Annotated in this window: 22 protein-coding genes and 1 riboswitch; of the genes, 11 read left to right on the top strand and 11 right to left on the bottom strand. The window is 62.8% G+C overall.

Annotated features, from left to right (window positions below; all coding sequences use genetic code 11):
* Positions 1-321: 321 nt before the first annotated feature.
* The gene (locus RA26_RS03120; RefSeq protein WP_039179537.1) at positions 322-1,239 is read right to left on the bottom strand and encodes a LysR family transcriptional regulator; all 918 of its coding nucleotides are present in this window, start codon (positions 1,237-1,239) and stop codon (positions 322-324) included.
* Positions 1,240-1,349: 110 nt separating this feature from the next.
* Here RA26_RS03120 and RA26_RS03115 point away from each other — a divergent pair, with 110 nt between their 5' ends.
* From RA26_RS03115 to RA26_RS03090, 6 genes are all read left to right on the top strand, one after another.
* A complete protein-coding gene (locus tag RA26_RS03115; RefSeq protein WP_082015739.1) occupies positions 1,350-2,315 on the top strand; it encodes a glutathione S-transferase family protein in 966 nt (321 codons plus the stop codon).
* A 62-nt stretch (positions 2,316-2,377) separates the two neighbouring features.
* On the top strand, positions 2,378-3,190 hold the full coding sequence (locus RA26_RS03110) for a hypothetical protein (protein ID WP_039180029.1): 813 nt from the start codon (positions 2,378-2,380) through the stop codon (positions 3,188-3,190).
* A 64-nt stretch (positions 3,191-3,254) separates the two neighbouring features.
* Positions 3,255-3,926, top strand: coding sequence for a DsbA family oxidoreductase (locus RA26_RS03105; RefSeq protein ID WP_039179535.1), 672 nt, complete (start codon positions 3,255-3,257; stop codon positions 3,924-3,926).
* Between the two features lie 551 nt (positions 3,927-4,477).
* The gene (locus RA26_RS03100) at positions 4,478-5,497 is read left to right on the top strand and encodes a putative 2-aminoethylphosphonate ABC transporter substrate-binding protein (protein WP_039179533.1); all 1,020 of its coding nucleotides are present in this window, start codon (positions 4,478-4,480) and stop codon (positions 5,495-5,497) included.
* Positions 5,498-5,633: 136 nt separating this feature from the next.
* A complete protein-coding gene (locus tag RA26_RS03095) occupies positions 5,634-6,740 on the top strand; it encodes a putative 2-aminoethylphosphonate ABC transporter ATP-binding protein (protein WP_039179530.1) in 1,107 nt (368 codons plus the stop codon).
* A gap of 5 nt (positions 6,741-6,745) precedes the next feature.
* A complete protein-coding gene (locus RA26_RS03090) occupies positions 6,746-8,761 on the top strand; it encodes a putative 2-aminoethylphosphonate ABC transporter permease subunit (protein ID WP_039179528.1) in 2,016 nt (671 codons plus the stop codon).
* Between the two features lie 231 nt (positions 8,762-8,992).
* Here RA26_RS03090 and RA26_RS03085 read toward each other — a convergent pair whose 3' ends face one another.
* Positions 8,993-9,865 (bottom strand): LysR family transcriptional regulator, encoded by an 873-nt coding sequence (locus tag RA26_RS03085; RefSeq protein WP_039179525.1) that lies wholly within the window; start codon positions 9,863-9,865, stop codon positions 8,993-8,995.
* Between the two features lie 103 nt (positions 9,866-9,968).
* Between RA26_RS03085 and RA26_RS03080 the strand changes: the two genes are divergently transcribed.
* From RA26_RS03080 to RA26_RS22595, 4 genes are all read left to right on the top strand, one after another.
* Positions 9,969-10,697, top strand: a complete 729-nt coding sequence (locus RA26_RS03080) for a TSUP family transporter (protein WP_193747574.1) — start codon at positions 9,969-9,971, stop codon at positions 10,695-10,697.
* Between the two features lie 6 nt (positions 10,698-10,703).
* Positions 10,704-11,726, top strand: a complete 1,023-nt coding sequence (locus tag RA26_RS03075) for a D-cysteine desulfhydrase family protein (protein ID WP_241482573.1) — start codon at positions 10,704-10,706, stop codon at positions 11,724-11,726.
* 61 nt (positions 11,727-11,787) lie between these two features.
* A complete protein-coding gene (locus RA26_RS23350; RefSeq protein ID WP_275041633.1) occupies positions 11,788-12,153 on the top strand; it encodes an ester cyclase in 366 nt (121 codons plus the stop codon).
* A gap of 88 nt (positions 12,154-12,241) precedes the next feature.
* Positions 12,242-12,544 (top strand): hypothetical protein, encoded by a 303-nt coding sequence (locus RA26_RS22595; RefSeq protein ID WP_206540422.1) that lies wholly within the window; start codon positions 12,242-12,244, stop codon positions 12,542-12,544.
* Positions 12,545-12,618: 74 nt separating this feature from the next.
* Here RA26_RS22595 and RA26_RS03065 read toward each other — a convergent pair whose 3' ends face one another.
* Positions 12,619-13,110, bottom strand: a complete 492-nt coding sequence (locus RA26_RS03065; RefSeq protein ID WP_039179518.1) for a hypothetical protein — start codon at positions 13,108-13,110, stop codon at positions 12,619-12,621.
* A 166-nt stretch (positions 13,111-13,276) separates the two neighbouring features.
* Between RA26_RS03065 and RA26_RS03060 the strand changes: the two genes are divergently transcribed.
* Positions 13,277-14,266, top strand: a complete 990-nt coding sequence (locus RA26_RS03060) for a hypothetical protein (protein WP_039179515.1) — start codon at positions 13,277-13,279, stop codon at positions 14,264-14,266.
* 6 nt (positions 14,267-14,272) lie between these two features.
* Here RA26_RS03060 and RA26_RS03055 read toward each other — a convergent pair whose 3' ends face one another.
* From RA26_RS03055 to thiC, 8 genes are all read right to left on the bottom strand, one after another.
* On the bottom strand, positions 14,273-15,631 hold the full coding sequence (locus tag RA26_RS03055; protein ID WP_039179512.1) for an amidase: 1,359 nt from the start codon (positions 15,629-15,631) through the stop codon (positions 14,273-14,275).
* 114 nt (positions 15,632-15,745) lie between these two features.
* Positions 15,746-16,450: a bifunctional hydroxymethylpyrimidine kinase/phosphomethylpyrimidine kinase gene (gene thiD / locus RA26_RS03050; RefSeq protein WP_039179510.1), complete on the bottom strand. Its 705-nt coding sequence runs from the start codon at positions 16,448-16,450 to the stop codon at positions 15,746-15,748.
* On the bottom strand, positions 16,447-17,418 hold the full coding sequence (locus tag RA26_RS03045; RefSeq protein ID WP_039179507.1) for a HesA/MoeB/ThiF family protein: 972 nt from the start codon (positions 17,416-17,418) through the stop codon (positions 16,447-16,449). Before RA26_RS03045 ends, thiD begins: the two co-directional genes overlap by 4 nt.
* The gene (locus RA26_RS03040; protein ID WP_039180020.1) at positions 17,415-18,020 is read right to left on the bottom strand and encodes a thiamine phosphate synthase; all 606 of its coding nucleotides are present in this window, start codon (positions 18,018-18,020) and stop codon (positions 17,415-17,417) included. Before RA26_RS03040 ends, RA26_RS03045 begins: the two co-directional genes overlap by 4 nt.
* Complete coding sequence (locus RA26_RS03035) at positions 18,020-18,787, bottom strand: thiazole synthase (protein WP_039179503.1); 768 nt, start codon at positions 18,785-18,787, stop codon at positions 18,020-18,022. Before RA26_RS03035 ends, RA26_RS03040 begins: the two co-directional genes overlap by 1 nt.
* A gap of 1 nt (position 18,788) precedes the next feature.
* Complete coding sequence (thiS, locus tag RA26_RS03030; RefSeq protein WP_039179499.1) at positions 18,789-18,986, bottom strand: sulfur carrier protein ThiS; 198 nt, start codon at positions 18,984-18,986, stop codon at positions 18,789-18,791.
* A complete protein-coding gene (locus tag RA26_RS03025; protein ID WP_039179496.1) occupies positions 18,955-19,923 on the bottom strand; it encodes an FAD-dependent oxidoreductase in 969 nt (322 codons plus the stop codon). The genes thiS and RA26_RS03025 overlap by 32 nt, the downstream gene beginning before the upstream one ends.
* Positions 19,920-21,734 carry a phosphomethylpyrimidine synthase ThiC gene (thiC, locus tag RA26_RS03020; RefSeq protein ID WP_039179493.1) on the bottom strand — a complete coding sequence of 605 codons (1,815 nt, stop codon included), beginning with the start codon at positions 21,732-21,734 and terminating at the stop codon, positions 19,920-19,922. The genes RA26_RS03025 and thiC overlap by 4 nt, the downstream gene beginning before the upstream one ends.
* Before the next feature lie 137 nt (positions 21,735-21,871).
* Positions 21,872-22,000: riboswitch (TPP riboswitch) on the bottom strand.
* Positions 22,001-22,117 lie beyond the last annotated feature (117 nt).

The raw sequence follows: 22,117 nt of genomic DNA, 5'->3' as shown, positions 1-22,117 counted from the left end.
TGGAGCAACAGTCTGGATGCCGGTTCCATCGCCGACGTCTTTCCAGTCTCTGGACGCGCAAGAGACTGCAGTGAACTTCTGTTTCAGCCGTCATCCGGATTGTCACAAACAATGTGCACAGCCTGCGTCAGCCCTTTGGGACAACTCTGCTTGGCGTGGGACTTTGACCGGCAGGGCGCGGCCACCCAAGTCCGCGCCGCCGCGCTCAGCCGCGACACAGCTCTTGGTATATCTGCCGCAGAGCCTGCGGGGGAGGTTCGCCCGGGGCCGATGGGCCTGCGTTCAGAACCCGATTGGTTCAACAAAGTTCAGCGGCGGCCTTCATTCCAGCGTGCCCTGGTCCCAAGGCGGTATTTCACCGCCAAGGCGCTCCAGGATGAAATCAATGAAAACTCTTACCTTTTCAGGCAGATAGCGGCGTTCAGGATAGATGGCATAGAGCGTCTGGGATGGCAGGCTGCAGTGCGGCAGCACCCGCACCAGCCGCCCTGCTGCCAAGTCCCGCCCGGCGGTGAACGTCGGCAGCCGGCCGATGCCTGTGCCGCCTAGGATCGCTTCGCGCAGCGCCTCGCCGTTGTTAACGCTGTAGCTGCCGCCGGGCCGGAAAGTCTCCATCGCGCCGCTGCAGTCGAAGACCCACTCCTGAAAATCCCTGCTGTACGAATATTGCAGGCAGTTGTGGCGGCGCAGATCGCTGACCGTTTCCGGCACGCCATGGCGTTTCAGATATGCCGGGGCGGCAACCAGAATATTGTGCAATGGCGCAATCTTGCGGGCCACCAGCGCGGAATCCGCCAGCGTTCCGCCGCGCAGCGCCAGGTCAAATCCGCCGGCGAACAGGTCGGCCACCCGGTCATCCATCACCATGTCCACAGACACGCCGGGATAGCGCGCCAGAAAGCCAGAGATCAGCGGCGCCACATGCAACCGGCCGAAGGCCATCGGAACATTCACCCTAAGGCGCCCTTTGGGCGCCTCCTGCAGCGCCAGCACGCTGTCCTCGGCCTCCTGCGCCGCTTCTTGGGCCCGGACTGCATGGGCATAGAAATGCTCGCCTGCTTCGGTCAGGCTGACTTTGCGGGTGGAGCGGTGAAACAACTGTGCCCCCAGCCGCTTCTCGATCTGGGTAATCCGCTTGCTGACCGCGGACTTGGTTACGCCCAGCCGCCGCGCCGCCGCGGCAAACCCCTGCGTTTCGGCTACCGCCACCACCACCGGGATGTCTCCCATTCCTTCCATACGCCTCCTCCCGATGCGGTGAATTTTTCTCAACATGAGGTTTCAATGTAGCCGGATTATCGCATCGAGGGAAACCACATACCTTTGCCGGGTCATCAAGGAGACGAGCCATGGCAAAGATGCTGATCGACGGTGTGCTCACCGAAAAGCCGAAACCGGGCGACGGGGTATTCCGCCGCATGAGCAGCGGCTTCCGCGGATGGATCGAGCCGCGGGCGGATGCGGAGTTCCCTGCTAAAAATGGCCGCTATCACCTCTATGTTTCCATGGCCTGCCCGTGGAGCCACCGCACCACGCTCCTGCGCGCGCTGAAGGGGCTGGAGGAGATCATCACCATCACCCAGATGCTGCCGCTGGCAGGTCCTGATGGCTGGCAGATCGACACCGCAGTGCATGATCCGGCAGCTGGGGTACCGCAGGACGCTTACCTGTATCAGGTCTATCAGCGGGCAGATCCCGCCCACACCGGGCCGGTTACGGTGCCAGTGCTGCTGGACAAACAGACCGGCCGCATTGTCAGCAATGAGTCCGGAGACATCATGCGGATGCTGAATTCAGCCTTCGACGGGCTGACAAGCGCAACTCCGGATTTCTATCCGCAGCGGTTGCGTCAGGACATTGACCGGATCAGCGCCGAAATCTACGCTCCGGTCAACAACGGCGTCTACCGAGCAGGTTTTGCCACCACACAGGCAGCCTATGACGCGGCTATTGCCGCCTTGTTTGGCAAGCTGGACGAGCTGGACGCCCTGCTCGGCACCCGCCGCTACCTGACCGGGGAGCGGATCACCGAGGCGGACTGGCGTCTGTTCACCACCCTAGTCCGATTTGATCCGGTCTATGCGACCCATTTCAAAACCGACCGCAAGCGGATCGCCGACTACTGCAACCTCGGCCCCTACCTGCGCGACCTCTACCAGGTGCCCGGCGTGGCCGGCACGATCGATATGGAAGCGATCCGCCAGCACTATTTCCTGAGCCACCGGCACATCAACCCGCATGGGATCATCTCTGCCGGTCCGGACCAGGATCTGAGCCAGCCTCTCGGGCGGGACAGGACAGCCCTGCGCGCCTGAACCTCTAACCCCGCAACCGGACCGGGGCCGCTTCCCCGGAAACAGAAATGGAGAGTTCCATCATGAAACTGCTTTCGAAACTTGCTGCCGCCGTCGCCGTGCTGTGGCTGCCCGCCCAGGGTCTTGCCGGCGCTGAGGGCACCGCTGGCCTCCTGAAACTGGAATACACCGATGGCCGTCCCGCCTCGATCGGCGTGGAGGATGTGAACACGGTGCTGCACAGTGTTGGGGTCCGCGTCAGCACAGTTGCGATCCCGGACCAGGCACGGCCCATCCTCGAAGCCTCGCGTAGCCGCGCCATCACCGCGGAGGAGGAGGAGCAGCTGATCTCCGGTTTTGCCCTCAGCCGCAAAGACCTGCTGGCAGAAATCGCCGCCGCGGGGCGGAAGCCCACGGTCGAAAACGGCGGCTCGCTCACTACCTACGAGCCGGGCGTCGCGCCTTATCCCAAGGTCTATGACATGAACAAGATGGATGCGGACACCCGGGTTTGGGTCCACAAGAAATTCGGACCGCTGCACATCAACCACGCCGAGGACGGCACCGGCATTGATGAGGTGATGACCATTGTCTCCGGCGGCCCCTGGGTCTGGTTCTTTGAGCTGCCCGGCGATGTCATCGGCAAGCTGACGCTTGGCCATGTCGGCCCGGAAGGCGAAGCCTGGCGCATCAGCTACCCCGGCATCCGCCCGCACGGCGGATTCTTGGACCCGGAGTATGGTCTGGTTGTCGCCTACGCACACGGGCCGGAGCAGTTCGAGATCCACTTCGGTGCGGACAATATCGCCGGATCCCGCCTGAACGGCACCAACGCATGGATCGATATGTCCGGGGACAAGCCTCTGCTTCTGGATGCGCCGCTGACCGGCGACTGACACTGACACGGCTGCCGGCGACCCGCCCGCCGGCAGTCCCTTTCCCTCTCATCCTGGTGATCTGATGAAATCCCCCGTGCTTACCATCGACTTCTTCCACGACGCAGTCTGCGGCTGGTGCTTTGTGATGTCTCCGAAGCTGCGCAAACTGGCAGCTGAATTTCCAATCCGGGTGCACCACCGCACGTTTGTTCTGCAAGACACGCCCGCCAAGCTGGCCGCCGCCTTCGGGTCGGTTGAGAAAGCCAAGGATGCCATCCTGGACCATTGGCAGCGATGCGGCGAACATGACGATAGCAGCCGCATCAATGTGGAAGGTATGCGCCGCCAGCCCTTTCCCTATCCCACTGGACTGCTGAGCGCCAAAGCCTGCAAGGCGGCGGAACTGCAGGCCGGAGACGCAGGGCACTGGGACTATTTCGATGCGGTGCAGGCGGCGCATCTGACGGAAAACCGAAATATTGCTGATGACACCGTGCTGCTGGATACGGCCCGCACCTGCGGGCTGGACGCCGACCGTCTGCGCATGGACATGCGCAGTGCCGAAGTTGCGCGGCTGGTTTCCCAGGACCGGAAGCTGGCGGCCTCCTGGCGGATCAGCACTGTGCCTTCGCTTGCGGTTTTTAACGGAAAATGGCAGTTGGGCCACGGAACTCCCGCCCGAATGCGCGCAGAACTGGGTTCAGTAATAACTGATGTGCTGGCTCAAACCCCAGCCGGTAAAGGTCTGCGGTAATTTTGCTTCTGGTTAGAAGCAGGCAATCGTAAAGGGTGCAGCGGGTTAAGTTTGCTGCCCTTCTCGTTCTAGGGCTGGAACCATGCTGCGCAATGGCCGAGGATTTGCAACGGGCCTCTTGGCGTCGTGGCCGCTGGAGACCGGTGCCGCCATTCACCGTGGCTGCTGCTTGGACAGCCCCCGGTGTCAGTTTTTGGCCCAGTTGGCGATTGGGGCATATTTTTGGAATACCCTTCATTCCTGCTGATGAGCGCACAATTCCCCTCGCTTTGGCGGGCCGATTGAACGGCTTCCATGCCACAATCCTGTGAGTATTTCTGCTTCGGACTGAATCGCGTGTGTCAAATGCCCGGCACTTGCAACGTCTGCGGCCGGACTGGGCCAGCCGCGCCAGGCGGGCAAGATGTATAAGCCCGGCCTATGATGTGATGGGTATTACCGATTTTTATTGATGAGCAAACCTGTCAAACTGCCAGTCGAAGATAAAACTAAGACCAGAAAGCCCCGTTAGAGGGTGACCAATTATAACACCCAACCAACAGAGGAAATCCATGACACAGAAAGCGTCTTTCTTAACTGCTCTGGCCTTTACTATGACGGCTGCCAGCGCGGCCTTCGCCGAAACGGAGCTGACCGTATATACTGCGGTTGAGGCCGAAGATCTTGCCCGCTATGCCGAAACCTTCAATCAGAGCCATCCGGACATCAAGATCAATTGGGTGCGTGACTCGACCGGGATCATCACTGCCAAGCTGCTGGCCGAGCGCGACAATCCGCAGGCGGATGTGGTTTGGGGGCTGGCGGCTACTTCGCTGCTGCTGCTGAAATCCGAGGGCATGCTGGAACCCTATGCGCCTGCCGGCGTGGAGCAGCTGGATCCGAAATTCGTTGACGGCGACAACCCGCCCAGCTGGGTTGGTATGGACGCCTGGGTGGCTTCTGTCTGCTATAACACGGTTGAGTCAGAAAAACTCGGCCTTACGCCGCCCGCGTCCTGGAAGGATCTGACCGATCCGCAGTATGCCGGCCATGTGATCATGCCGAACCCCAATTCATCCGGCACCGGTTTCCTGGATGTGTCCAGCTGGCTGCAGATGTTCGGCGAGGATGAGGGCTGGAAGTACATGGACGCGCTGCACGAAAACATTGCGCGCTATACCCATTCCGGCTCCAAACCCTGCAAGCTGGCGGCGGCTGGTGAAATCCCAATCGGCATCTCCTTTGCATTCCGCGGCGCCAAATCCAAGGCTGCAGGCGCACCGCTGGAAATCATTGTGCCGTCGGAGGGCGTCGGCTGGGACATGGAGGCAACCGCCATCGTAGCTGGTACCGCAAATCTGGAAGCCGCGCAGACACTGGTCGACTTCACGGTCACCAAGGAAGCCAACGAAATGTACAACACCGGCTATGCGGTTGTGGCTTACCCGGGCGTCGCCAAGCCGGTTGAACATTTCCCCGAAGGGCTGCTGGACGCGATGATCGACAATGATTTCGAGTTCGCGGCCAACAACCGCGCTGCGATCCTCAAAGAATGGCAAGCCCGCTACGACAGCAAGTCGGAAGCGAAATAAGCCTTCAGGGGCGGAGGGTTAGCCTTCCGCCCTTCTGCCTTCCCCATTTTCACTGCCCATGCCCAGAGCCATGCCGCCCGTTGACAAAAGACAGGGTGCCGCGTTGGCATATGCAAGGACCAACGACGTGCTTCAAATGACCCCGCCAAAAGAAACCTACCTGAGCATCCGCGACCTCTGGAAAGCCTTCGGCAGCTTCATCGCGCTCAAAGACATCTCCCTGGACGTGACGGAGGGTGAATTCATCTGCTTCCTCGGCCCCTCCGGCTGCGGCAAGACCACCCTGCTGCGCGCCATTGCGGGTCTGGATCTGCAATCCAAGGGCACCGTGACCCAGGGCAGTCAGGACGTGTCCAACCTGCCGCCGTCCGAACGCGACTTCGGTATCGTGTTCCAGTCCTATGCGCTGTTTCCGAACCTCACCATTGAGAAGAACATTGCCTTCGGCCTGGAAAACGCAGGCCGCAGCAAACAGGAAATCAATGCGCGCGTCGCTGAACTTCTGGAACTGGTCGGCCTGCCCGATCAGGGCCGCAAGTACCCGGCACAGCTGTCCGGCGGCCAGCAGCAGCGGATCGCCTTGGCGCGCGCCATTGCGACCAATCCGGGCCTCTTGCTGCTGGATGAACCGCTGTCTGCCTTGGATGCCAAGGTGCGCGTCCACCTGCGCCACGAGATCAAGGAACTGCAGCGCAAGCTGGGTGTGACCACTATTATGGTGACCCATGACCAGGAAGAGGCGCTGGCCATGGCCGACCGCATCGTGGTGATGAACCACGGTGTGATTGAACAGGTCGGCTCCCCCACAGAAATCTACCGCGAGCCGGCCAATCTGTTCGTGGCCGACTTCATCGGCGAGATGAACCAGATCAGCTCCTCGGTTGCCAAGGGCGGACGTCTGGCTGTGGGGGAAAAAACCTTTGCCTGCCTGCCGCATGACTTTTCCGACGGCACCCCGGTCATTGCCGCCATCCGGCCCGAGGATGTTATCCCGCATGAGGCTGGATACCTTGAAAGCAGCGGCAACCGGAACTGTATCGACGTTCAATTGGCGGAAATGGAGTTCCTCGGCTCCTTCTGGCGCTGCCGCCTGACCAGTGAGCGTTTCGGCGGCAAGGAGCTGATCGCCGACTTCTCCATCAATGCGGTGCGGCGCCTGGATCTGGAGGCCGGCTGCCAGATGGAAATCGAATTGCCTGAAAACCGGCTGATGGCCTTTGCGCAAGACGGGCAGGGGGCGTGACGCAGATGACTGATACCACGCAATCCGTCATGCCCGCTGGTCCTGTGATCAAAGGCAAGCTGAGCCGCGACGACATCATCATGCGCGGCAGCATGATCATCATCGCGCTTTACCTGGTCGTGTCGATGGTCTTCCCGCTTTATGCGATGCTGTCCAAATCCTTCTCGACCTATCGGATGGAGCTGTCGCAGTATGAATTCCAGGTCAGCGACGAGGCCGGGCAGTTTGACGGCACTGTGCTGACCGGTGCCGATTTGAACGCCCTCACCGGCACCTTTGCGGAAACCGAGCTGTCCACAGGCGCTGACGGACGGCTGCCGGTCACGGGGTTCTTCCCGGACTTCAGCTTCCGCAGCCCGGTGATGTACCAAATCCGCAATACCTCCGATACCGGCCGCTTTCTGATCGGCTCTAACCTGCAGACCGGCACCGACTGGGTGACGCTCGACTCCAACACCTTCCGCCGTGTGCAGCTGCGCCCCGTGAAGGCACAAGGCATAGACAACTTCGTTTCCTACTTCTCGACGCCCGCGCTGTTCAACTCGATCAAGAACTCGCTGTGGATTGCGGTGCTGAGCACGGTTGTGACCGTCTCGCTGGCCTTCTGGTTTGCCTATGCGCTGAACCGCAGCTGCATGAAGTACAAGGGCGTGTTCCGCCTCATTGCCATGGCGCCGATCCTGGTGCCGTCGCTGCTGCCGGGTATCGCGCTGGTCTATCTGTTCGGCAACCAGGGCATGATCAAAGAACTTCTGTTCGGCGCCAGCATATACGGCCCCATAGGCATTGTGATCGGCTCGGTTTTCTTCACCTTCCCGCATGCCTTCATCATCATCTCAACCGCGCTGGCGATCTCTGACGCGCGCCTGTACGAGGCTGCCGCCAGCCTGCGCTCGACCCCCTGGCGCACCTTCTGGACCGTCACGGTGCCGGGTGCGCGCTACGGTCTGATCTCAGCGGCCTTTGTGGTGTTCAATCTTGTGATCACCGACTTTGGCCTGCCCAAGGTGATCGGCGGCCAGTTTAACGTGCTGGCGGTGGACATCTACAAACAGGTGATCGGCCAGCAGAACTTTGAAATGGGCGCGGTGGTCTCCGTAGTGCTGGTGATCCCGGCAATCCTCGCCTTTGCCATCGACCGCATGGTGCAGTCGAAGCAGGTGGCGCTGCTGTCGGCGCGCTCGGTCCCGTATGAGCCGCAGCCGAACAAGAAGATGGATCGTATCTTCTTTGCCTATTGCACACTTATCGGCCTGTTCATCGCAGGGCTGCTGGCCGTTTGCCAGTTTGCGGCGCTGATCAAGTTCTGGCCCTATGACCTAAGCCTCAGCCTGAATAACTACCAATTCGACAAGATGGACGGCGGCGGCTGGGGCTCCTATGTGAACTCGATCAAGCTGGCGCTGATGACAGCTGTGGCCGGCACCGCGGTGGTGTTCTTTGGTGCCTATCTGGTGGAGAAATCCAAGGGCTTCCGCACCGGGCGCGCCATCTTCCAGATGTTTGCGATGCTGCCGATGGCGATTCCGGGCATGGTGCTGGGGCTGGCCTATATCTTCTTTTTCAACAACCCCGCCAATCCGCTGAATGCAATCTACGGCACCATGGCAATCCTGGTGGTTTGCACCGTGACCCACTTTTACACGGTGTCGCATCTGACAGCGGTCACCGCCCTCAAGCAGATGGACCGGGAGTTTGAATCAGTCGCGGCCTCGCTCAAGCAGCCGACCATGAAGCTGTTTGCCCGCGTTACGGTGCCAGTCTGCCTGCCCGCGGTGCTCGACATCTCCATCTACCTCTTTGTGAACGCGATGACGACGGTGTCGGCGGTGGTGTTCCTTTATTCGCCCAAGACCACGCTGGCCTCGATTGCTGTGCTGAACATGGACGATGCTGGCGACATTGCTCCGGCAGCGGCGATGGGGATGATGATTTTCTACACCAACGCGCTGGCCCGGGTCATTCACCTGCTGGCGTCCCGCGGCATTCTGAGGAGAACACAGGCCTGGCGCAGCCGTTAGCAGCTGAATTTTGATTGGGTGAGTAAAACCTGCCAACGCATCAATTTGCGGGAAATGGCATCCAGAAGGAGGAGTGGAACCCGTAGCAATACTTCAGTTCGGAGACAGGCCGTCACTTCAACCGTCTGAAAGAAGTCCGAACAAGCTGTGCAAGGTTTTGAAGCCGGCCGCAGATACCAGGGGCAATAGCTCTGATGCGGCCGGCCAAATGCCTTTGTGCGGGTGCAGGATCTACAGCAGTTCTTTTGTAAATCTTCGAAGCCCTGGTATGTCCTGAGAGGCTGAAAGGGTAATCAGCCTTATCGGCCAGCTCAGCTCTGAAGTCAGAGCTGCAACTGAGACATCAACGCCTTTGGCCGCCGCCAAGATGCTTTTGTCGACAATGGCCCGGCCGGCCCCCTGCGCGACCATTCCTGCAACTGCGGTTTGCGTTCGGCCTACTGCGCGGATCTGAAATGCCACTCCTTCCCTATCGAACATGTTTTCGACCGCGCGGCGGAAGGGGCTGAGCGGGGGCAGCATGATTTGCGGCTTCTCTGCAAGTTCAGCAGCAGAAATTGCCTGGTTTCCGGCCAGCTGATCCCCCGGGGGCAGAATGGCGACAGGATGAATGTCGGCCAGCCTGGTGCAGGTCAGATTGGGATCTCCGGGATCAGAAGAAACAACAGCACAATCGGCGCGGCCTTCGCGCAGTGCGGCCAGCCCGGCGTGTTCATTCAGAACATCCACGTCTATTCGCAGGGCAGGAAACTCCGCCATGAGCTTTCCGGCGGCAACAGCAACCCGTGTGTCGGCCACGGCGGGCACCGTTGCAACGCGAAGGTGGCCGCCCGTGCCAGAGGCGATCTGCGCGGCTGTTTCACGGATTCTCTCCAGGCCCTGATAGTGCTTCTGTACGGCCTGCTGCAGGTTGTGCGCGGCTGCCGTAGGTTCGAATTTGCGGCCTGACCGGTCAAACAGCGTCACGCCCATTTCGGTTTCTAGCTCGGCCACAACCCTGCTGATCGCTGGTTGCGAAATATGCAGCGCGTCTGCAGCCCTCCGGGTGGAGCGATGGCGGTAAGCTTCTTGGAAAAGTTCGATCTGGCGGGCTGTGATACGCATTTGGATTGATAACATTTGAGTATCGAAAAATTCAATAAGATGATTTTTAATCCCGAATGGACGGCGTTAGGTTTCGGGCTGCGACCTGCTAAAGGAAACTTCTGTGCCCGGTGAACTTGCTCTCTTGCTGCTTGCCATCACTGCTGGCGCCGGGCTCCAGGCGGGCGTCGGGGTCGGCTTCAGCATCGTGGTTGCTCCAGTGATGATGGTCCTGCTGGGAACCGCCACGGCCGTTCCGGTGCTGCTTATGCTGAACACGGTGGTCTCGGCTCTGGCGACCGACCGACAGGCTTGGCTGCGGGACAAATCCCTGATCCGGAATGCCGTGTGCGGATGCCTCGCGGGGATCGTTTTGGGGCTGCTGATCTATCCCTTATTGTCAGAGCGGACGGTCCTGTCGCTAACTGCTGTGCTGCTCCTGATCGGTGTCGCTTCGTCGCTGACACCGCAGAGCAAAACTGTCGGTCGGCATGGGTTCCGGACTATCTCAGGCCTGTCGGGGCTGGCAACAGTCTGGGCTGCGACACCCGGGCCGTTGATGGTTCTCGGCCTGCTGGCCGCCGGACGGAGCGCCGGGAAAGCGCGCAAGCTGGTGCAGCCTGTTGCGCTGGTTGCTTATGGATCGGCCTTCACCCTGCATTGCCTGTCGGACTGGGTAGCTTTCGCCCGTGCCCCCTGGCTTTGGCAGTTCACGGCGGCGACCGTTCTCGGCAGCCTGCTGGGCCGCCTGACCGGCCCGCATCTGCCGCAAGCCGTGATCTCGCTCGCAATCCGGGTGATTTCTCTTTTCGCCTGTGCCGCCTTGTTCCGGCGCGCCTATCTGATCGGATGACAAGACATGACAGAACCGATGAACATTGATGCAAAGCTTGCGGAGTTCCCGCGTGCCAGGCTGATGAGCAGTGCAACGCCGGTTGAGCGGCTCGACCGCCTGTCGGACCGCCTTGGGATCGACCTGTGGATCAAGCGGGATGACCTCACAAGCCTCAGCTTTGGCGGCAACAAGACCCGCCAGCTGGAGTTCTATTTCGGTGAAGCGAAGCAGCAGGGAGCGGATACCATTCTGATCACAGGCGCTGTGCAATCGAACTTTGTCCGCTCTGCGGCTGCTGCGGCAGCAAAGCTGGGCATGCAGTCGGTGCTGCAGCTGGAAGAGCGCGTGCCGGGCATGGGCGAGTATTACTACCGGTCCGGCAACGTGCTGCTGGCACAGCTGCTGGACGCTGAGCATATGAGCTACCCCTTGGGAGAGGATGAAACCGGAGCGGACAATGCACTGCACGAACGGGCCGAGCAGCTGCGGGCGGAGGGGCGCAAGCCCTATGTGATCCATCTTGGGATTGATCACCCGCCGCTTGGTGCGCTGGGGTATGTGGCCGGAGGGGCGGAGCTGAAGGAACAGATCGGGGACTTCGACGCGGCGGTGGTTCCGTCGGGCAGCGGTTCGACCCATGGCGGATTTCTGACCGGCCTTCGGCTGTCAGGGCAAACCGCGCCTGTCTATGGCATTTGCGTGCGCCGCGACCACGGCCAGCAGCACGCACGGATGCAGAAGGTGCTCGGCAAGCTGGCTGACCTGATGCAGTTCGATCCGGCGCTGGTTATGAATAGCATCAACGTCTGGGATGGCGCGCTGGCGCCGGGCTACGGACGCGTCGGCAGCGGCACCCGGGACGCCCTGACCCTGATGGCCCGCAGTGAGGGCATCTTCCTGGACCCGGTCTACACCGCCAAAACCTTTGCCGGGCTTCTGGGCCTGCTCGAGGAGGGGGTGATCCGTACGGGGCAAAAGGTCGTCATGCTGCACACCGGCGGTCAGCCGGCTCTGTTTGGCTACCAGGAAGAGCTTCAGCCAAATTGATACGGCAGGCACCTCGGATTTGAGGTCGAGTGAAGCGAGCTCCGGCGATCATTAGAGAGCGGTGGCTTGTTTTGACAGTTTGCGCCGAAAACAGGACACGGATCAGCAAGTCGGCAACGTCCCGCCGCATCCTGAATGGGTTTCGGATCCGGCAACGGGGCTATTTCCGGGATTCGGGGGAGGGTTTGCCAAGCTCGTCCCCGATCTCGAATGGGCAGTGCAGGATATGCACCAGGATGGCGACACTGTGGTTGTCCGACGCCACGCCACCGGCGCGCCCGCAGGCCTCCTGTTCGGCGTTGACGGCGAGGGCCGCTTAACTGATATCCTGACGATTGACTTTCACAAGCTTGCGGACGGTGTGATCGCGCAGTCCTATCACGTCGAAGATTGGGCTGGCGCGTTACGGCAGCCTTCCGGTAAGTAAGTTCTTCGTGCGCGCTGCCGCAGGGGCGTTTGAGGCAGCGCCTCACAGCCTGGGCAGCAACCGTGCCTGAGTCTTGTGAGTTGTGATATTGCGACTTCAGCTTTTGACGGTAGTGAAGCGAAATCAATGGCTCCTGACCCTGGAGTTGCGGGAGATACCAGCCCAAAAAGCTTCCATCACTTTGACTCTTGGCATGAACACCGGCGGCAGATTTTCAGTATTTGAAATCGCGCAGAAAGCATTGCGAATGCGGGGCATGTGGCGCAATGTACAGGACTGCCGTTCCGCCGAGGTCACCGCTAGTCCCTTTCCGCAACCGTTTGACTTGTTTGAGCTGGACGGTTCCCCCGCGAAATTGTTTGCATCAGCACAAGCAGGTGTGCCCGGTTAAGCGCGTCTGGCAATTTCTTCGGCCGCGTTTGACTGCCGCAGGCCGCAGGCTGGAGCGCGGCAGGAGCCGCCGGGTCACTGCAGGGGCTGGCCGTTGCGGCTGAAGGTCAGGCTTTCGGTGCTCAGGTCGTCATAGGTCACCTCGACCGCGATTTGCTCGATCGAGCCGAGCGGATAGCTGCGGTAAGGCAGGCCGTCCTCTTCCTTGATCATGTTGGGAAAGCCTTCGTCCAGATGGCAGTCCGGCAGCGGCCAAATTTCCGGTGGCTGGCCGTTCACGCCCAGCTTGACCTGCGCCAGGCCGCAGCGCCAGGACCACAGGTGGGTCACATACAGCAGGTCCTGGCCGTCGAATTCGCGGACATGGATCCAGTTGGCCTGGGTCGCGGCCAGGATCGGCTTGACCTCCAGCGCGGTGGTGAAGCGGCCAGTGGCCTCCTGCGGTTCCGCGGCCAGGGCGGTTTGCATGGCGGCGGGTGCTGGCGCGGCAGCCGCGGTTTCCGGTGTGCCGCCGTCTGTGCCGGGCTGCGCGGAGGCTGCAATAATAGCCAGGATCACATCAAACATCGATTCTCTCCACTTACGGCGCCTTTTGCGTCACAAGGCGGCCCGAAATTCCATTGGCCGGTTGCGCGGCAGTTTGCCGACTTGTAGCTAGCTTAGCAGGCAAGTCTCTTTGCGGCCTTAACGCGCAGTCCTAACCGTCCGGCAGCGGCGGAAAACGGGGAAAACAATGGCAAATGCCCCCTTCAATGTGATGATCGTCGGTCAGACGGGGCGGCTGCAGTATGAGGCGCTGCTTTTTGCGGCCTCGCTGCGCCGCTGCTCCCCGGGATTTTCCGGACGCCTGTTCGTTGCGGTGCCGCAGGCAGGACCGCTGTGGGACAAGGATCCCGGCATCCGCAACCCGGATGTCCTCCAGGCCCTTGCGGATCTGGATGCGGAGATCCTGCCGTTCGAAAGCAAGGTGTTCGGCGCTGCCTACCCCTATGGCAACAAGATCGAGGCGCTGCAGGTACTGCCTGAGGGAGAGCCTTTTGTGTTCTTCGACACCGACACGCTGATCACCGGCGAGCTGGCGGAGGTGCCGTTTGATTTCTCCCGCCCCTCGGCGTCGCTGCGGGTCGAGGGCACTTGGCCCAAGCCGACGCTCTACGGGCCGGGATATGCAGGGATCTGGCAGGCGCTCTATGACCGCTTCGGCCTCGACTTCCAGTCCAGCCTCGACCTCAGCCAGCCGGATGAGTACTGGAAACGCTACCTTTATTTCAACGCGGGCTTCTTCTACGGTGCCTGCCCGCGGGTGTTTGGCGCGCGGTTCCTGGAATATGCGCAATCGGTCAGGAACGATCCGCCGCCGGAGCTGGTGGGGCAGAGCCTCGATCCCTGGCTGGACCAGATTGTGCTGCCGCTGGTGATCCATTCCTCTGGCGGCGGGCGCGATGCGCTGCCAGCAAGGTATCTCGACGGCGAAACCAGTTGTCACTACCGGCTGTTCCCGCTGCTCTATGCGCGCGAAAGCGACCGCGTGGTCGAAGTGCTGCACGAGGTCGCCGCACCGAACCGGATCAAGAAGGTGCTGAAGAGCTACGAGCCGATCAAGCGCATGGTCTATCAGGGTCGCGGCGAGAAGGTGCGGGCGCTGTTTGACCGCGAAAACCTGCCCCGGCGCGAGCAGGCGATCCGCAACCGGATCAAGTCCGAGGGGTTCTGGATGCGCTGAGCCGCGTCAGCCCTTAAGTGCCCGCTCGATGCTGCGGGCAAATTGCAGCAGCCGTGCATCCGACCCTTTTGGCCCGGTGATATGCAGCCCTGTCGGCATCCCGTCAGCAGATTGGCCAAAGGGAATTGAAACAGACGGCAGCTCCAACGGCGGCGTCAGCGTCACCGTGCGCCAGTCTTCGGTGATCTCTCCATCGCGCAGGTCAGCGGAAAACGGCATCCCCGTCGCGGTGGGCCAGAGGGCGAAATCGTAGCGCTCAAAGAAAGCGCAGACCTCTGTCCAGACCCGGGCGCGGGTTGCCTGATAGGCGATCAGCTCTGCCAGGCTGCGTCCCTCGGCCTGGGCGCAGGCGGTGCGGAAACTTTCACCCGCCAGCGCCATCTCAGGCTGCAGCGCTGCACGTATCTGCAGCGCGCATTGGCCGCGGATGACGTCCTGATGCGCCATCAGCGGCTCCAGCGGCGGCGCGTCTTCTGCGGTCTGCCAGCCAAGGCCGCGGCACAGAGTTTCCGCCTGGGCAATTGCCGCCTGCACGGATGGCTCTACGCTGGCACCAAAAGGGGACAGTGACAGAGCCACGCGTCCGGTTTGCCGGGCCGGGGGATTGTCCAGGCCCGCCAGCCGCGGCAGACTTTGCCAGAACCCCAGGGGCTGGCAGGCCGCATTGCCCTGCATCACCTCCAGCATCAGAACCAGGTCCCGCACGGTCCGTGCCATCGGCCCCGGCACCGACAGCCCGTCAAAGGGGGACGGGTTCGGGCCATAGGGGATCAGGCCGGAGGTCGGGCGCATCCCCACCACGCCGCACCAAGCGGCGGGCGTGCGGGTGCTGCCGCCAAGGTCGGAACCATCGGCCAGTGCCGCCATGCCTGCCGCCAGCGCTGCTGCCGCACCGCCTGAACTGCCCGCTACCGATTTCTGAGGGTTCAGCGGGTTGCGGGTGGTGCCCGCGACCAGATTGGTTGTCTGGCCGGACAGGGTGAACTCCGGTGTATTGGACTTGCCGGTGATCACCGCGCCTGCGTTCCGCAACCGGGCGACATGCAGCGCATCATAGTCCGGCACATGATTTTCAAAACTCTTGGACCCCCATGTGGTGCGCAGCCCCTTGGTTTCAAAGCAATCCTTGATGGCAACCGGCAGGCCGTGCAGCGGGCCGGCAAACTCTCCGCGTGCGGCCATCGCATCCAGCTCCGCTACCCGCGCTTCTGCCGCGTCCCAGTCCAGGGTGACAAAAGCATTGACCGTGGGTTCCTGCGCTACGGTCCGCGTCCTGTGTGCCGCCAGCACCTCACTCGCGCTCATCTCCCGCGCACGCAGCTTGGCAGCCATCGTTTCGGCGGTGAGCGCGGTGATATCGGTCATGGGGCAGGTCTCCCGAGTTTTGGAGTGGAGGTTTGCGGCGACCCTAAGAAGACCGCCCGTTCATCTCCGTCCTGAAACCGTCCCGAAAAACGTCTGCCTGCGACCTCGCTGCGGTCAGCGGCGCAGCCAGCTGTGGACGGCGCGCTTGGCTTGGCTGCAGGCGCCGTCCAGATCAGCACCCTGCGCCAGGTGGCAGGCGATGGCGGTGGCGAGACTGCATCCTGTCCCGCGTTTCGAAACAGGCAGCCGCTGCGCCGCAAAAGGCGTGACAGACCCATCCGGCATGAACAGTAGATCCGTGCTTTCGGCGCCGGTCCCGTGTCCGCCTTTGACCAGCACCGCCTGCGCGCCTTGGGCCAGCAGGGCCGCGGCTTGCGCATCAAGCGGGCCGCCAGTGCCGGCAAGCACCTCCAGTTCACTCAGGTTTGGAGTGACCAGCGCGGCACGGCGCAGCAGGGCGCCAAACCCGTCTGCGTCCATCAATGTGCCGCCGGAGCTCGCCTTCAGGACCGGGTCCAGCACAATGGGCAGCCTCGCTGGCAAGGCGGCCTCCACAGTCTCTGCCGCGGCGGCAGAGCCCAGCATGCCGATCTTCACAGCCCCCGGCGCCGGGGCAGTTGCCAGCGCAGCGCGGACCTGATCCGCCACAGTTTGGGGCGGGCAGGGGTGAACACTTAGAACCGCCGCATTTGTCTGAACGGTGATGGCGGTCGCCACCGGACGGACCGTGGCGCCCAGTTCTGCAGCCATCGCCGTATCCCGCGTCAGCCCCGCACCGCCGCTGCTGTCGGTGCCGCCGATGGCCAGAATAACGGTCAATTGCTGTCCCCTGCCGCCAGCAAGGCCAGGTTGCGGTATCCCGCCTGTCGCAGATCCCGCGCCGCGCCCCAGGCCCGCAGCCCGCTGCGGCAGCACAGCACAATCCGCCCCTCGCGCGGCAGCCCGGCGGCGGGCAGATCCGTGCGGGCGATCCGCAGGGCCTGCGGCACCGCCGGTTGGGGTGCCTCTGCCGTGTCCCGCAGTTCGACCACCACCGTGTCACCGGGCAGAATTTGCGCGGCTGAAACAAAGGGCAGAGCATCCTCCGGTTCCTCAGCCCCGTCAAAGCGGAAGGAACTTACCTGCAGATCCTCCAGCCGGAAGACAAACAGCTGCCCCAGCGGCGAGGGCCGATGACCCAGCAGCGCTTTCAGCACCAGTTGCGCCTGCAGCGCGCCGATCATGCCCACAAGCGGCCCCATCACCCCGGCGGTTGCGCAGGTCGCTGCCTGTGCGGGCAGGTCCGGGAACACCGCCCGCAGCGACGGCGCACCACCGCAAAAGCCACCTGCATAGCCCGATTGCCCCAGTGCAGAGGCCGAAATCAGCACTTTGCCCTGACGCAGGCATTCATCCGACAGGATATAGGACACCGCAAAACTGTCTGCCGCATCCACCACCAGATCAGCTGCTGCTACCATCTGCTCTGCGTTGGCCGCATCAAGGCGCAGTGACTGTGCTGTGACTTGCAGGCTAGGATTGGCTGCCAGCACGTGCCGCCGGGCCGCTTGCGCCTTGGGTAAACCGATGTCCGCGGCGGAATAGAGCACCTGCCGGTGCAGGTTGCTCTCCTCCACCACGTCACCATCCATTACCGTGATCCGCCCGACACCCGCGCCGCCCAGGTATTGCAGCACCGGACAGCCCAGCCCCCCGGCGCCAACCACCAGCACATGGGCGCGTGCGAGGCGTGCCTGCCCCTCCGCACCCACCTCCGGCAGGATCACCTGACGCGCATAGCGATTCATGCGTCTTCCTGGATCCGGCAAGCCTGCACCCATTCGCGGGTGCGGGCCTCAGGATCGTCTGCCAGCTGGATGTCCGTCACCACCGCTGCGCTGTCGGCGCCCGCGGCAAAAACCCCCGGCAGCCGCTCCGGGGTCAGTCCGCCGATGGCAACCAGCGGCACATCGCCCGTCATCTGCTTCCAGCGCGTCACCCGCTCCAGCCCCTGCGGTCCCCATTTCATCTGCTTCAGGAGCGTCGGATAGACCGGCCCCAGCGCCACATATGCAGGTCCAAGGGACAAGGCGCGGTCCAGTTCTGCCTCATCATGGGTCGACAGGCCAAAGCGGACCCCCTTGCGGCGCAGCGCAGCAAAGTCGGCGGTGTCCATGTCCTCCTGTCCCAGGTGCACAAAGCCGCAGTTCAGGTCCAGCGCCGCCTGCCAGTGGTCATTGACCACCAACTGGGCATCATGCACCGCGCAGAAATCCCGCGCCCGGGCGATCTGGCGGCGCACCTCTGCCTCCGGCCGGTCCTTGATGCGCAACTGCACCAGTTTCGCGCCTTGAGGAACCAGCAGCTCCAGACGGCCGACATGACCGACAATCAAATAAAACCGTTCCATCATGCAAACTCCGCCATTCCCAGAACAGGGGTTGAGGGCACCGCCATGTCGCGCCGCTCCATCGGGTCGGCGGCAAAGCCGGCACGGCCTGCCTCAACCGCCAGCGCCATTGCACGGGCCATCCCGGCAGGGTCGCCGGCCTTGGCGACCGCAGTGTTCAGCAGCACCGCATCCATGCCCAGCTCCATCGCCTGGGCCGCGTCCGAGGGCCGCCCGATCCCAGCGTCCACAATCATCGGTACGCCCGGAAAATGCGCCCGCATCGCCCGCAAGGCATCCGGGTTGCGCAGCCCCTGGCCGGAACCGATCGGCGCGCCCCAGGGCATCAGCACCTCGCAGCCCGCCTCCAAGAGCTTCTCCCCCACCACCAGATCGTCGGTGGTATAGGGGAAGACCTGGAACCCTTCGCCGCTCAGCACCCGCGCGGCCTCCACCAGACCAAACACATCCGGCTGCAGCGTGTCGGAATGGCCGATCACCTCCAGCTTGATCCATGGCGTGCCGAACAGCTCCCGCGCCATACGGGCGGTGGTCACCGCCTCCTGCACCGAATGGCAGCCCGCGGTGTTCGGCAGGATGCGGCAGCCGGTCTTCTGCAGCTCCTGCCAAAAGGCGGTGCCGGATCCGTCGGCGGTCTCCCGGCGCAAGGACACGGTGATGATTTCCGTGCCGCTTGATTTCACCGCCTCTGCCAGCACCGCAGGCGAGGGGTACTGCGCCGTGCCCAAGAGCAGCCGCGAGGCGATCTCTGTTCCGTAAACTCTCATCTCAGCCTCCTTGCATCGGGGCCAGGACTTCCAGGCAGTCGCCCGCGGCCAGCTGCACCTCTGCCCGCTGGCTACGGGCAACAAACGTGCCGTTCAGCGCGGTCGCAACGGCGGAACCGGCAAAGCCGAGCTCCTGAAGGGCAGATTGCAGGTCACTTGCCGAAACTTCATGCGGTTTGGCGTTCACGATGATCTTCATCTGATGTCTCCGGTAGCAGGTGGTCCGCGGCCTGCTGCGCCATCGCGGGCGCCAGCAGAAAGCCATGACGATAGAGGCCGTTGAGGAAAAGCGTGCCGTCCTGCTCCACCAGCCGCGGCAGGTTGTCGGGGAAGGCCGGGCGCAGGCCCGCGCCGGTCTCCACCACACTGGCCTCGGCAAATCCCGGGTGAAGGGCAAAGGCCGCGCTTAAGAGTTCACTTAAGGACCGCAGCGTGACGGCACGGTCAGAGCTGCTCTCGATCATCGTGCCGCCGATCATGAAATGCCCGTCGCCGCGGGGCACCAGATAGAGCGGCATCCGCGGGTGCAGCAGACGCAGGGTGCGGCGGATCTCCACCTCCGGGCAGTGCAGGATGGCCATCTCGCCGCGCACCGGGCGCAAACCGGGCAGCGAAGCCGCCATGCCGGTGCAATCCAGCGTGACGCGGGCCGGGGCAGGGGTGCTGAAACGGATTTCCGCCCCCAGTTTCTGCACCTTCTCAGTCAGGTCGCGCAGCGCCCGCCGCGGGTCCAGATGCGCTTCCTGCTCAAAGAACAGTCCTTGCGCAAACCGCCCCGCCAGCGCCGGTTCCAGTGCGCCAATCTCCGCCCCGTCCACACCCCGGTGGCCCGATGTGCGGCGGGCAAATCGGGTCAGCTCTGCCCGGTCGCGGGCAGGCGCCACCACCAGCGTGCCGCGCCTGTGGACCGGGGTGATCTTGGCCCACCAGCCGACGGCGCGGCTGCCGAGGGTGATCACCTCCTCCTCGGCGCTTTCGCGTTCGCACCAGGGGGCCAGCATGCCGCCCGCAAAGCGTGCGACACTGCCGGCGCCGGGCGCCCCGCCCTGCTCATAGACGGTGACCGCCGCCCCGCGCTGCGCCAGTTCATAGGCGCAGGCGAGACCGGCAAGGCCCGCGCCTGCGATGGTGATCATTCCGCCGGTTCCACAGCTTCGGCCGCAGGCACATAGAGCTCGCCACCCTCGCGGAACTTGGCGGCCATCGCCTCCATGCCTTCCTTCTGCGCCTCGGCGCGGATGTCGTGCGAAATCCGCATGGAGCAGAACTTCGGCCCGCACATGGAGCAGAAATGGGCGACCTTGTGGGCCTGTTTCGGCAGGGTCTGGTCGTGGAACTCGCGTGCAGTGTCGGGGTCCAGCGACAGGTTGAACTGGTCCTCCCAGCGGAACTCGAAGCGGGCGCGGGACAGCGCATCGTCGCGGCGCTGGGCGCCCGGCAGACCTTTGGCAAGGTCGGCAGCATGGGCCGCGATCTTGTAGGTGATCACCCCGGTCTTCACGTCGTCGCGGTCAGGCAGGCCCAAGTGCTCCTTCGGCGTGACGTAGCACAGCATCGCGCAGCCGAACCAGCCGATCATCGCGGCCCCGATGCCGCTGGTGATGTGGTCATAGCCCGGCGCGATGTCAGTGGTCAGCGGCCCCAGTGTATAGAAAGGCGCTTCGTGGCAGCACTCCAGCTGCTTGTCCATGTTCTCCTTGATCTTGTGCATGGCGACATGGCCAGGCCCCTCGATCATCACCTGGCAGTCCTTGGCCCAGGCGATCTTGGTCAGCTCGCCCAGGGTTTCCAGCTCTGCAAACTGCGCTTCGTCATTGGCGTCCGCAATGGAGCCCGGCCGCAGCCCGTCACCCAGCGAGAAGCTCACGTCATACTGGCGGCAGATGTCGCAGATTTCCTCGAAGTGCTCATATAGAAAGCTCTCCTTGTGGTGATGCAGGCACCACTTCGCCATGATCGAGCCGCCGCGCGAGACGATCCCCGTGACGCGGTTCACCGTCATCGGCACCATGTGCAGCCGCACACCCGCATGGATGGTGAAGTAGTCGACGCCCTGTTCCGCCTGCTCGATCAGCGTGTCGCGGAACACCTCCCATGTCAGGTCCTCGGCGATGCCGTTCACCTTTTCCAGCGCCTGGTAGATCGGCACGGTGCCGATCGGCACGGGGGAGTTGCGCACGATCCATTCGCGGGTGTTGTGGATATTGCGCCCGGTGGACAGGTCCATCACCGTGTCAGCACCCCAGCGGATCGCCCAGACCAGCTTGTCGACCTCTTCCTCCATCGAGGAGGTGACGGCAGAGGTGCCCATGTTGGCGTTGATCTTCACCTTGAAATTGCGGCCGATGATCATCGGCTCGATTTCCGGGTGGTTGATGTTTGCGGGGATGATGGCGCGGCCGGCGGCGATTTCGGACCGCACGAAGTCCGGGGTCACGTAATCCGGGATGTTGGCGCCGAAGTCATTGCCGTCGCGGTTCGCGTGGCACGGCGACAGCTCGCGCAGTTGGTTTTCGCGGATCGCCACGTATTCCATTTCGGGGGTGAGGATGCCGGCACGGGCATAGGCCAGCTGGGTCGGTGCCTTGCCATTCTTGCCGCGCAAGGGGGCAGGTTTCACCGGGAACTCCGGCGTCAGACGGTCGCCCTCTACAAACCCGTTGTCCTCGGGCTTCACGTCGCGGCCCTGATAGCTTTCGACGTCGCCGCGCGCCTCGATCCACTGGCGGCGCAGAGCGGGCAGGCCCTCACGGATGTCGGTCAGCACGTCCGGGTCGGTATAGGGGCCGGAGCTGTCATAGACCGGCAGCGGCGCCTCGCCCGCGGTGGGGTGGGTGGAGATCTCGCGCATCGGCACGCGGATGTCCTCATGGACCTCGCCGCTGACGTAAATCTTGCGCGACGCGGGCAATGCGCCCGTGGTGATTTTCGGGTTGGGGACGTTCATCTGGTGTTCCTCCGGGCCTTCGGTTCAAAAACACCAATTGAGCCGGGACGGAGGAAAACGGGCAGGGGGGTGTACAGCCGGTGTACGGCCGGTGCACGCATGCTGCCTGTCCGAAACGAGGGTTGCCGCCGGGGCGCCGCGCCATGTTTCTTGCTTCCTACGCCAGTATCAACTGGGTCAGGTTCAAAGGGTCGCGCCGCCGGTCCGGGATGCCCCGCACCATGACGCCTCTCAGTCCCTTGGGCGGGACTCCCCTGCGTGCCTATAGGGCTAGGGGAGGTACGGGGTTTGCGTCAACCGGAATCTTTGTAGATTATTTTTTGGTATTAAAATCAGTTTCATATTGGCCTTATTGGCGCGACATTGGGGCAAATCGCTGCAGC

Source organism: Leisingera sp. ANG-M7 (assembly GCF_000813965.1).
Lineage (GTDB): Bacteria > Pseudomonadota > Alphaproteobacteria > Rhodobacterales > Rhodobacteraceae > Leisingera.
The sequence above is the reverse complement of the archived record's forward strand: the minus strand, read 5'-3'. Positions and strand labels throughout refer to the sequence as shown.